This is a genomic window from Lentilactobacillus farraginis DSM 18382 = JCM 14108, assembly GCF_000583655.1.
Lineage (GTDB): Bacteria > Bacillota > Bacilli > Lactobacillales > Lactobacillaceae > Lentilactobacillus > Lentilactobacillus farraginis.
Genome location: NZ_BAKI01000122.1, coordinates 1 through 764, shown reverse-complemented (window position 1 = coordinate 764; position 764 = coordinate 1). Strand labels below are relative to the sequence as shown.

Sequence of the window (764 nt, the reverse complement as noted above, 5' to 3'; positions counted from 1 at the left end):
GGCGATAGGGTTAGGCGTAGCTGACGAGCTAGCGGAAGTTTGTTGCAAGTCGCTCGCTTTGAACCACTTACCGTTCAACTTAGCAGCGGCGGATTGCGCAGCGGCAGAAGCTGAAGCGGAAGAAGCAGCTGATGAGCTGGCGCTTGAACTTGCTGATGAGTTAGCAGAGCTTGCAGAAGCTGAGCTAGCTGGGGCAGCAGAAACTTGGTACCAAGTTTCGCCTTCACGTGAAGTGGTAACAGCTTTAGTAACTGTGAATGAAGCACCAGAGTATGGTGTAGTATCAGTCATAACCTTGCCATCAACGGTAGCGCGACCAACTTTGTATTGTGACCATGCTGGGGCGTTGTAAGCTAAGCTGCTGGTACCAGGTGTCTTAATGGTAAAGGTAGCAGATGAAGCGGGAGCTGATGAAGCAGCGCTCGTGGTAGCATATGAAGTTAAGCCGCCAGCGAATGAAGCAGTGCTCTTACCACCGTAGATCCAGCCACGGTAAGTCTTATCGAATGATACGACCTTGTAGTAAACTGAGCCACGGTTAGTCGTAGCAACACGGTATGCGCGCCAGTTCTTTTGACCTTGTTTGCTGTCTTTAACACCATTCAAAGTAGTTTTAGTAGCAACGACGCGAGCACCCTTTAAAGTACCAGCTTTGGTATAAAGAGCGTTAGTGCCATTAACGTTAACGTTACGAGTAGTAGCGTCAGTGGTTAAGGCTTTGTTAGATGTAACCTTAGCATAAGACTTTGCGGAAGCCGTTTGTG

The 764-nt window shown here is 48.8% G+C and carries 1 pseudogene; it reads right to left on the bottom strand.

Annotated features, from left to right (window positions below):
- Positions 1-764 (bottom strand): annotated as a pseudogene (locus JCM14108_RS13985) (GW dipeptide domain-containing protein); the annotation flags it as partial.